Below are 10,044 nucleotides of genomic sequence, written 5' to 3' on the forward strand. Positions count from 1 at the left end.
GTAACATGAAAATCTGATTGACAGGCTATGATATTCATAAGGATTTGGGATAAATAAATTGCTAGTGAAAAATGAAAGGTGGGGTTTTCGATGTTGGATTTTACCTGGAAAGTGTTCTCTCAGACAGGTAACATTGACACATATCTTCTCTTTAAGGAATTAGAGAAAGACGATCAAGAAATACCCGGTTATCAGGAGGAAGAACTAGCAGAAATTGATTTTCCAATCTCATAGGTTTGTCTGTAGTAATGGATGGTGACAGAAGATGCTGCAGAAATGCGAAGGCATTGTCATTAGAACGACGAATTATGGTGAAAACAACAAAATTGTAACCTTATATACCAGGGAATTCGGAAAAGTTGGTGTGATGGCAAGAGGTGCTAAAAAGCCTAATAGCAGGCTAGCTGCTGTCACCCAGCTTTTTACTTATGGACAGTTCCTTTTCCAGGCAAGTTCTGGACTCGGCGGTCTTCAGCAAGGGGATATGATTTCTTCGATGAGGTCGATTCGGGAGGATATCTTCCTTACAGCGCATGCCAGCTATATTGTAGATTTGACTGATAAAGTGACAGAGGACAAGATGGCCAACCCTTTTTTGTTCGAATTGCTTCTCCAGACGCTAAAATATATGAATGAAGGCTACGATATGGAGATCCTCACTTTTATTTATGAAATGAAAATGCTGAATGTCCAGGGATTGTATCCAGTTTTGGACAAGTGTGCAAACTGCGGCAGTACAGAGGGTGATTTCAACTTTTCAATCAGAGAGGGCGGGCTGCTTTGTCATCGGTGTTTTGGAATGGATCCGTACAGGATCAAAACTTCGCCAGGCACAGTTAGGCTGCTTCGTTTATTTTATTTGCTCGACCTAAGCCGTCTTGGCAATATATCGGTGAAGCCAGAGACAAAAGAAGAGCTGAAAAAAAGTGATTTCCGCTTATTATGATGAGTACTCAGGACTGTATTTGAAAACAAGGAAATTTCTTGATCAAATGGATTCATTCAGGGACCAACTGTAACTATTGACATTGCTTCTTCTTTTCGCTATTATTCAAATCAAAAGCTATTAGCATGCAACCCATATGCTGAAAGCATTCGCATCGCTGAAAAGGTTGATTAAAATTACATATGTTGCGGTGAAGGAAAAGAGTACTTAAATCCCTCTGTATAAGCGAGTCCGGGAATGGTGTGAGCCGGATTGCAGAAATTAAGGAAGGCGTTCCGGAGCGACATCACTTTTAAAGAGGCTGCTATTTGCAGCAAATAGGGTGGAACCGCGGGTAAACTCTCGTCCCTATGCATTGAATATGCATAGGGGGCGAGAGTTTTTTATTTTACATTTGGTGATTTTCCGATCTGCATTAAAGCCAAAACTCAAGAAAGAAACTAATGACAATTGATTTAAAATCTTCGGAGGTGTAAAGATGAATATCCAAAATATGATACTAACATTGCAAAAACACTGGTCTGAACAAGGATGCGTCCTCATGCAGGCTTATGACACGGAAAAAGGTGCAGGAACGATGAGCCCATACACGTTTTTAAGGGCAATTGGTCCGGAACCTTGGAATGTCGCGTATGTGGAGCCGTCTCGCCGACCGGCTGATGGTCGCTACGGAGAAAATCCAAACAGGCTTTACCAGCACCACCAATTCCAGGTGATCATGAAGCCTTCTCCAGACAATATTCAGGAACTGTATTTGGATTCATTGAAAGCTTTGGGAATTGATCCACTTGAGCATGACATTCGCTTTGTAGAGGACAACTGGGAGAATCCATCCCTGGGCTGCGCAGGACTAGGATGGGAAGTCTGGCTGGATGGCATGGAAATCACGCAATTTACCTATTTCCAGCAGGTGGGCGGACTTGACTGCAAACCGGTTTCCGTTGAAATTACATACGGAATCGAACGACTGGCGTCCTATATCCAGGAAAAAGAAAATGTCTTTGATCTTGAATGGACAAACGGTTTTACCGTAAGGGATATTTTTGGGCAGCCAGAATATGAACATTCAAAATATACTTTCGAAACATCTGACAAAGACATGCTTTTCAACCTTTTCAATATTTACGAAAAAGAAGCAAATCGACAGATGGACGAAGGGCTTGTACATCCTGCATATGACTATGTCCTGAAGTGTTCTCACACATTTAACATTCTTGATGCACGAGGAGCTATTTCCGTTACTGAACGGACAGGTTATATTGCCCGTATCCGCAACCTTGCCAAAAAAATTGCGAAAACGTTCTATGAAGAAAGAGAAAAGTTAGGCTTCCCAATCATTAAACGGAAGGAGCAGGTGGAAAATGACTAAACGTAATCTATTGCTTGAAATCGGTTTGGAAGAAATGCCTGCAAGATTTATTAATGACTCCATGAACCAGTTGGCTTCAAAGGTGGACAATTGGCTGAAAACGAACAATATTGGTTTCGAAGCCATCCAGCTTTATTCCACCCCCAGAAGCTTGCATTACTAGTCTTGAATGTTGATGAACGCCAGGAAGACAGTGAGGAAGAAGCAAAGGGCCTGCTAAAAAATCGCTTTAGATGAGGACGGAGAATGGTCAAAAGCAGCGATTGGCTTTACACGGGGACAGGGTTTGACGGTAGACGATATATATTTTAAAGAAATCAACGGTGTTGAATATGCTCACGTAAAGAAATTCACCAAAGGAAGAGAAACTTTTGAGTTGCTTGTTGAATTGAAAACAATCATATCTGGGTTGACATTCCCGAAAAACATGCGCTGGGCAGACCTCGAGCTTCGTTATGTCCGGCCAATCAAATGGCTTGTTGCCATGTTCGGACATGATATCATTCCATTTGACATTGCTGGTGTCAAAACTGGTAACGTAACAAGAGGACATCGATTCCTTGGAGAAGGAGAAATCCAATTATCAAATCCTCAGGAATATGAAGAAGCGTTGCTAGGGCAATATGTAGTGGCTGATGCGCAAAAGCGAAAGGACGCAATCACTTCTCAGTTAGAAAAAATTGAGGATGAGAACGGCTGGGTAATTCCGGTTGATGTAGACTTATTGGAAGAAGTCACTAACCTGGTTGAATATCCAACTGCATTATATGGCCGTTTCGAGGAAGAGTTTCTGGAAATTCCCAGCGAAGTCCTCATCACTTCCATGAAGGAGCACCAAAGGTATTTTCCTGTGAAATCCACGAGCGGAGAATTGCTGCCTCATTTCATTACAGTAAGGAACGGTGATCACCTCCATATTGAGAAGGTTGCACGCGGTAATGAGAAAGTACTAAGAGCGCGTCTAGCGGATGCAGCATTTTTCTATAAGGAAGACCAAAAAATGCAAATTGATGAAGCATTGGAAAAATTGAAGAATGTTGTATACCACGAAGATATCGGAACAATTGCTGGAAAATCAGAACGAGTGCGCAAGCTTGTGGGCTTAGTTGCTGAAAGATTGGATTTAGCTCCTGATGTAATAAAATTTGCGGACCGGGCGGCCAAAATCAGCAAATTCGATCTAGTTTCACAGATGGTATACGAGTTCCCGGAACTACAAGGGATAATGGGAGAAAAGTATGCCTTGCAAAAAGGCGAGAGTCCAGAAGTGGCAGTGGCTGTCAATGAGCATTATATGCCTCGTAATGCAGACGATTCAATACCAGGTTCACCAGCGGGAGCGTTGGTTGCAATTGCCGATAAACTCGATACAATTGTTGCGTTCTTCTCGCTAGGCATCATTCCTAGCGGATCTCAGGATCCATATGCATTGAGAAGACAGGCGGCTGGAATAATGCAGACCCTGATCGAAAAGAAATGGAACATCTCACTTGAAAACCTAGTTGGCCTTTCACTTAACCTTGTTTCAGAAGCGGGAATTACAAAGCGCCCTGACGAAGGAATTTACCATGACCTAATCCAATTCTTTAAATTGAGAGTCAAGCACTTGTTACAGGAGCGTGGAATCCGTTACGACTTAATTGACGCCGTACTTGGAGGAGAGATCGGTATTGTATCCGGACTGATTGAAAAAGCAGAAGCGCTCCAGGCGGCCAGCAGTGATGAGGGCTTTAAAGAGAGCATGGAAGCATTGAGCCGGGTTCTCAATATCGCAAGCAAGAAAGATGTGCAGGGCGATATCGATCCAGAACATTTCGAAAACGAGTATGAACAAAGGTTGTATGAAAAATATCTTAATCTCGGAAAGAAGGCCGAGGACGGCATGGATGCGGCTTCATATTATCAGCTTTTAGTTGACATTAAACCTGAAATCAATGATTACTTTGAGCATACAATGGTCATGTCTGATAAACAGGATGTGCGTGAAAACCGCCTGAATCAGATGGCTGCTCTGGCAGCTTTGATCATGAAGCTTGCAAAAGTAAATGATATCGTCGTAAAGTAAGCACCGTTTTAAGAAATGCTTGATTTGAGTGCCTTCCAATATACAGGAAGCACTTTAGCAAGTAACGTAAGTCAGTGTGCAAATGTTGCTCGCATAAATCTTCATTAAATGTTAATAAGTATAGAATATTTATTCCTATTTATTACCTCGTGTAGTATATAATAAATTTATTAGACTTTTTTACATAAAGACTGCTTATACGCTCAGTCTAATGCTTCTATGGATCAGTACAACCATGAGCAACATGATTTTGATAGTAAAACGGATAAATAGCTTAATACTTAATAACCAATGCGAGAATAGCTTATTATAAAAAACTCCCGATGGGTGGTGAGGACAATCGAACTGAATAAACGCCAGGAGCACATTCTGCAAATCGTAAAGGAAAACGGACCGATTACTGGAGAGCATATTGCTGAAAAATTAAATCTGACAAGGGCTACCCTCAGGCCAGATCTTGCCATCCTGACGATGTCGGGGTATTTGGATGCCAGACCTCGTGTAGGTTATTTCTACACAGGCAAATCCGGGAACCAGCTGCTTTCTGAGAATCTTAAAAAAATCCTCGTCAGGGATTATCAATCCATTCCTGTGGTTGTTCCTGAAAATGTATCTGTCTATGATGCAATCGTTACGATGTTCCTTGAAGATGTAGGCACTTTATTTGTGGTCGATAAATCTTCAAAGCTAGTAGGTGTCCTTTCTCGCAAAGATTTATTGAGAGCAAGCATTGGAAAGCAGGAGCTGACTACTTTGCCAGTCAATATCATCATGACAAGGATGCCTAATATTACAGTGTGCCGTCGGGATGATCTGCTTATTGATGCTGCGAAGGAATTAATTGAAAAGCAGATTGATGCCCTTCCAATCATTAAAGATACAGATGATGGGTACGAGTTAGTAGGAAGATTGACTAAAACAAACATCACTAAGGCTTTTGTGGCTTTGGCAGAGGAATAAGAAGCAAATAGAAAAGGGGTTGGTCAAAGATGAATAAAACACCTATTATTTATGTGGTTTCTGACTCTGTAGGTGAGACAGCAGAGCAAGTTACGAAGCTGCCATCAGCCAATTCGAACATTTGGATGTTTCACTTAAAAGATTTCCTTATGTAGAGGATAAAGTACATATTGACGAAGTCATTTCACTTGCTAAGCATGATGGAGGGATGATCGCCTACACATTGGTCAAGCCAGATATAAGCAACTATCTTCAAGAGTCTGCCACCAAAGAGGGGATCTATGCATGTGACATCATGGGGCCACTCATACAGCAGGTTCAACAACTAAGTGGTGAAACACCACTTTACGAACCTGGACTTGTACGTAAGCTGGACCAAGATTACTTCAAAAAAGTTGAAGCAATCGAATTCGCAGTAAAATATGATGATGGACGAGATCCAAGAGGAATACTGAAAGCGGATATCGTCCTGGTGGGAGTCTCGAGAACATCGAAGACACCATTATCACAATACCTCGCCCACAAGCGTTACAAAGTTGCGAATGTACCGCTAGTGCCTGAAGTAGACCCGCCAGAAGAATTATTCCTTGTTCCAAGGGAAAAATGCTTCGGCCTCAGGATAACACCGGATAAATTGAACCAAATCCGCCGTGAAAGGTTAATATCACTTGGTTTGAACGATCAGGCGATCTATGCCAATATCGAAAGAATCAAGGAAGAGATAGAATATTTTGATAGGATTGTTGAAAAAATAGGATGTCCAGTCATCGATGTAACCAACAAAGCGGTGGAAGAAACCGCAAATGTCATTCTTAATATGGTCCGTAATAAGAAAATGGACGTTTAGCACATATTTTGTATGTGCTTTTCTTTTTGACAGTTCTTTAGTTAAGGCTCTTTTCGTATGTTAAATAATATATGAAACGAGAAAAAATAATGGAAAAATAAGCTTTCTTATACTATAATAAAAAATTGTGATAAAAATGTATCTGATTAGGTTTAGACTAGACAGATTACGAATAAACTATTTACTATCAGTTGTCAAGATGTTGGTTGCAAAAAAAATTCGACAAAATTCCCTTGAAAAAATACAATCCTTAAGAAGGAATATGCGGAGTGATGTAGAATTAATACTAGTAAAATCAACAGTCAGACCCTTTTTGTTGATGCAGACTCTTGCCCGGTCATAAAGGAAATTGTCGAAATTGCTTCGAAGTTTTCCATCGAAGCTGTTTTTGTGGCTTCTTATGCCATATGAAGAACGACCTTCAAGGGCAGAGCTGGGTTTTTGTCGATTCTTATAAGGAGGCTGTGGACCTTTATTTAATGAATCACGTGAAGAAAGGTGATTTTGCGGTGACGCAGGACATCGGTCTTGCATCTACACTCATTGCGAAAGGGGTTTATGCCATCTCTCCCAGGGGAAATTTATTTGAAGAAAAGGACATTCAGACTGCCCTTGACTTAAGGTATCTTTCTGCCAGAGCAAGAAGGCAGGGATCCTATGGAAAGGGCCCAAAACCCTTTACTGAAAAAGACAGGGAAAAGTTTATCAAGGAATTGAACATACTTTTGTCGAATTTTAAGATATGTTCAAGTAATCATAACTAATTAGAGGTCATGCTTATGGCAGAGAGGATTGCCGAAGAAAAAGTAAATGAAATCCGGCAGGCGGTTGAAATAGTCGATGTCATTGGTGATTACGTCCAATTGAAAAAACAAGGCCGGAATTATTTTGGGCTTTGTCCATTTCATGGGGAAAATTCTCCATCATTTTCAGTTTCACCTGATAAGCAGATTTATCACTGCTTCGGTTGTGGTGCCGGCGGGAATGTATTTTCATTCCTGATGGAGATTGATGGCTTGTCGTTTCAAGAAGCTGCAGTGAATCTCGCGGAAAGGGCGGACATCGAACTGAAGCTGGAAGGACCGGCTTCGGGGAAGAACAACCCACAACTGCCAGAAGGCTCAAAGCTAATGGTCGAAGCGCATGAACTATTGCGTAAATTTTATCATCATTTGCTTGTAAATACAAAAGAGGGTCAACAGGCCCTGGAATATCTCCTTAATAGGGGATTTACACAGGAGTCTATTGACACATTCCAAATAGGCTATTCACTGCTTCATGGGACTTTGCAGTTAAACTGCTTGAAAAGCGGGGATTTTCGCTGGATCTCATTTCGAAAGCAGGACTGGTCATCCAGCGGGAAAACGATGGGACATACTTTGACAGGTTCAGGAACAGGATTATGTTTCCAATTCTCGACCATCAGGGTAATACGATTGCGTTTTCAGGACGGGCACTAGGGGGCGAAGGACCCAAATATCTAAATAGTCCCGAAACGCAAATCTTCAACAAAAGTAAAATTCTATATAATTTCCACCTTGCTCGTGGCGTCATCCGTAAGCAGCAGCAAGCTGTACTTTTCGAAGGATTCGCTGATGTTATTTCCGCTAACCGGGCAGGCGTGGAAAACGGGGTCGCCACGATGGGGACATCGTTAACTGAAGAACATATCTCCTTGCTGAAAAGAAATGTGCAAGCTGTAACGATTTGTTACGACTCGGACAAAGCCGGTATTGAAGCGGCTTTCAGGGCATCGAAAATGCTGACAAAAGCGAGATTCGCTGTCAGGGTTGCAATAATGCCAGATGGAATGGATCCTGATGATTTCATAAAGGTGCATGGCGAGGAGAAATTCAGGAACGATGTTATTGGCTCCAGCGCCACTTTGATGGCCTTTAAATTAATATATTATCGCCGAGGGAAAAACCTTCAGAATGAAGGAGATCGCCTTCAATATATCGAAGAAGTACTTAAAGAAATCAGCACGCTCGATAAAGCAGTAGAAAAAGACCTTTACTTGAGGCAGCTTGCGAATGAGTTTTCGCTATCACTAGATGCATTAGCCCAACAGCTTAATCAGCTGGTTCAGGCATCAGGCCAAAAGAGGCAAAATCAACCGCGAGCGGAATCAAAACCTATAAGCTACGCCAGGAAATCAGAACTGAAGCCTGCATACCACACTGCGGAAAGGCGAATGATCTTTCATATGATGAGAGACGCCGATGTCGCATATAAGGTACAGGAAATGCTTGCAGGAAGTACATTTAACATTGATGAACATCAGGCTATTATTACTTATTTATTTGCATACTATGAAAAAGGACATGATCCTGACCCAAGCGCGTTTTTAAATTATCTACATGATAATAAGCTAAAAAGGGTCGTTGCTAATATAGAGATGATGCCTCTTAACGAGGAAATCAGTGACCAGGAATTATCTGATTATATCAAGCAGGTCTTGAATTATCAAAAAATGTTAAAAATAAAGGAAAAAATGGCAGAACAAAAACAGGCAGAACGACAAAACGATTTCTTGCGCGCTGCGGCTATTGCAACGGAAATTATCCAATTGCGCAAGACCTTATAAAGCTTATGCTGATTGTTTTTGATTTTTGGAAGGAGGGGGACATATGGCTGAAAAGTCAGCCCGTTCTAAAGAAGTCACCGAAAATGAAGTGACAGTTGAACAAGTAAAAGACCAGTTAACGGCAATAGGCAAGAAAACAGGTGTCCTTGCCTATGATGATATCGCAGAAAGGTTATCAAGTTTTGACCTTGATTCCGATCAAATGGATGAATACTATGAGTTCCTCGGAGAACAAGGGATTGAACTCGTAGGTGAAAGCGATGAAGTTGAAGACCCTGACATCAAACAGCTTGCAAAAGACGATGAAGAATTTGACTTGAATGACTTAAGTGTCCCGCCGGGAGTCAAAATCAACGACCCGGTAAGGATGTACTTAAAAGAAATTGGCCGAGTTGACTTGCTCTCAGCAGAAGAAGAGATCAACCTGGCAGAAAGAATCGAACAAGGCGATGAAGAAGCAAAAAGACGTCTTGCCGAAGCAAACCTCCGACTCGTGGTAAGTATCGCGAAACGCTATGTGGGCCGTGGTATGTTATTCCTTGACCTGATTCAGGAAGGGAATATGGGTTTGATCAAGGCGGTTGAAAAGTTCGATTACCGTAAAGGTTTTAAATTCAGTACTTATGCTACCTGGTGGATCCGTCAGGCCATCACTCGTGCTATCGCTGACCAGGCAAGGACAATCAGGATCCCTGTCCATATGGTGGAAACCATCAATAAATTGATCCGTGTACAAAGACAACTCCTTCAGGACTTAGGCCGCGAACCATCGCCTGAAGAGATTGGCGAAGACATGGACCTGTCGCCTGAGAAAGTGCGCGAGATCCTTAAGATTGCCCAGGAGCCTGTATCCCTCGAAACTCCGATAGGGGAAGAAGATGATTCCCACCTTGGTGATTTCATTGAGGACCAGGATGCTACCTCTCCTTCTGAACATGCTGCATATGAGCTTTTGAAGGAACAACTGGAGGATGTCCTTGATACTCTTACTGACCGTGAAGAGAACGTCCTTCGACTCCGTTTCGGTCTCGATGATGGCCGCACACGCACATTGGAAGAAGTGGGCAAGGTATTTGGCGTTACGCGCGAACGTATTCGCCAAATTGAAGCTAAAGCACTTCGTAAGCTGAGACATCCAAGCCGCAGCAAACGATTGAAAGACTTTTTAGAATAGGATTGCCAAGGAATAGTTTACTTTTTAAAATAAAAGTAAACTATTCCTTTTTTACTGGATAAGAAAGTATAAATTTATCCACTTAGATTAGTGTCT

At 41.8% G+C, this 10,044-nt stretch carries 6 protein-coding genes, 4 pseudogenes and 1 other annotated feature; all 10 genes and pseudogenes read left to right on the forward strand.

Annotated features, from left to right (window positions below):
* Positions 1-90 precede the first annotated feature (90 nt).
* The 10 genes and pseudogenes from JCM21738_RS23365 (at position 91) to rpoD (ending at position 9,948) form a co-directional block, all read left to right on the forward strand.
* The gene (locus JCM21738_RS23365) at positions 91-234 is read left to right on the forward strand and encodes a YqzL family protein (RefSeq protein ID WP_023627269.1); all 144 of its coding nucleotides are present in this window, start codon (positions 91-93) and stop codon (positions 232-234) included.
* 31 nt (positions 235-265) lie between these two features.
* Positions 266-1,019: pseudogene (gene recO / locus JCM21738_RS12790) on the forward strand (DNA repair protein RecO).
* A gap of 108 nt (positions 1,020-1,127) precedes the next feature.
* Positions 1,128-1,299 (forward strand) — a binding site (T-box leader).
* Between the two features lie 125 nt (positions 1,300-1,424).
* Complete coding sequence (gene glyQ, locus JCM21738_RS12795; protein WP_023627271.1) at positions 1,425-2,315, forward strand: glycine--tRNA ligase subunit alpha; 891 nt, start codon at positions 1,425-1,427, stop codon at positions 2,313-2,315.
* A pseudogene (gene glyS, locus JCM21738_RS12800) lies at positions 2,308-4,380 on the forward strand (glycine--tRNA ligase subunit beta). Before glyQ ends, glyS begins: the two are co-directional and overlap by 8 nt.
* 330 nt (positions 4,381-4,710) lie before the next feature.
* Positions 4,711-5,340, forward strand: coding sequence for a transcriptional regulator CcpN (ccpN, locus tag JCM21738_RS12805; RefSeq protein WP_023627273.1), 630 nt, complete (start codon positions 4,711-4,713; stop codon positions 5,338-5,340).
* 29 nt (positions 5,341-5,369) lie between these two features.
* Positions 5,370-6,187: pseudogene (locus JCM21738_RS12810) on the forward strand (pyruvate, water dikinase regulatory protein).
* A 348-nt stretch (positions 6,188-6,535) separates the two neighbouring features.
* Positions 6,536-6,598 carry a hypothetical protein gene (locus JCM21738_RS27890; RefSeq protein ID WP_500778551.1) on the forward strand — a complete coding sequence of 21 codons (63 nt, stop codon included), beginning with the start codon at positions 6,536-6,538 and terminating at the stop codon, positions 6,596-6,598.
* Positions 6,595-6,951: a DUF188 domain-containing protein gene (locus JCM21738_RS12815; protein ID WP_369385733.1), complete on the forward strand. Its 357-nt coding sequence runs from the start codon at positions 6,595-6,597 to the stop codon at positions 6,949-6,951. The genes JCM21738_RS27890 and JCM21738_RS12815 overlap by 4 nt, the downstream gene beginning before the upstream one ends.
* A gap of 15 nt (positions 6,952-6,966) precedes the next feature.
* Positions 6,967-8,774: pseudogene (gene dnaG, locus JCM21738_RS12820) on the forward strand (DNA primase).
* Between the two features lie 43 nt (positions 8,775-8,817).
* A complete protein-coding gene (gene rpoD / locus JCM21738_RS12825; RefSeq protein ID WP_023627277.1) occupies positions 8,818-9,948 on the forward strand; it encodes an RNA polymerase sigma factor RpoD in 1,131 nt (376 codons plus the stop codon).
* Positions 9,949-10,044 lie beyond the last annotated feature (96 nt).

Origin of the sequence: Mesobacillus boroniphilus JCM 21738 (assembly GCF_000517385.1) — a bacterium.
GTDB lineage: Bacteria > Bacillota > Bacilli > Bacillales > Cytobacillaceae > Mesobacillus > Mesobacillus boroniphilus.

Excerpts from the sequence above, each read along its gene's own strand:
- glyQ (WP_023627271.1), top strand. The coding sequence starts at position 1,425 with ATGAATATCCAAAATATGATACTAACATTGCAAAAACACTGGTCTGAA.
- JCM21738_RS12815 (WP_369385733.1), top strand. The coding sequence starts at position 6,595 with ATGAAGAACGACCTTCAAGGGCAGAGCTGGGTTTTTGTCGATTCTTAT.
- rpoD (WP_023627277.1), top strand. The coding sequence starts at position 8,818 with ATGGCTGAAAAGTCAGCCCGTTCTAAAGAAGTCACCGAAAATGAAGTG.
- JCM21738_RS23365 (WP_023627269.1), top strand. The coding sequence starts at position 91 with ATGTTGGATTTTACCTGGAAAGTGTTCTCTCAGACAGGTAACATTGAC.